Origin of the sequence: Prevotella sp. MGM2, assembly GCF_002933955.1 — a bacterium.
Taxonomy (GTDB): Bacteria; Bacteroidota; Bacteroidia; order Bacteroidales; family Bacteroidaceae; genus Alloprevotella.
In genome coordinates this window covers 1-619 of the sequence record NZ_BEWW01000245.1, presented here as the reverse complement: position 1 = coordinate 619, position 619 = coordinate 1, and the positions used below count along the sequence as shown (strand labels likewise).

Here is a 619-nt window from a genome sequence, read left to right as displayed (position 1 = left end):
ATGCACCGGAATTTCGGCTTGACCCCTTCGTTGCCCAAACTCCATGTAACGATGCAGGGATGGTTTTTAAGCACGTAAACATTATTGCGGTTGCGCTCTATGTGAGCCTGCTCCCAAAGGGGAACTTTGGCAAGGGTTTTATCACCATAGCCCATTCCGTGACTTTCGAGATTAGCTTCCCCCACCACATAAATGCCGTAGCGGTCGCACAAATCGTACCACCGCGGGTCGTTGGGATAATGACTGGTGCGCACGGCGTTGATGTTGAGTTCTTTCATTATTCTGATATCCTGCACCATGCGTTCCACTGGCACCACATAAGCTCCGAGGGGGTCCATTTCATGACGGTCGGCACCTTTGATGAGCACCGGTTGTCCGTTGACCAGGAAGCGTGCATTTTTTATTTCAATGCGGCGGAAGCCCACGTTCTGTGTCAGACTTTCAAGCAAATGCCCATCCTTTTTCAGGTCTACCCGCAAACGGTAGAGATTTGGGGTTTCCGCTGTCCACTTGAGCGGGTTCTCCAGTGTCATTTCAACCTGTGCCTGCCCGTTGCGTGCAAAAGTCGTGCCACGTTGTTCTGCCACGGCATTGCCCCGACGGTCGAACAGTAATACAT

Annotated in this window: 1 protein-coding gene; it reads right to left on the bottom strand. The window is 51.9% G+C overall.

Going from position 1 to position 619, the window contains the following annotated elements; translation table 11 throughout:
• A partial coding sequence (locus C5S62_RS06250; protein WP_275541728.1) for a glycoside hydrolase family 2 protein occupies positions 1-619 on the bottom strand: 619 nt, incomplete at both ends.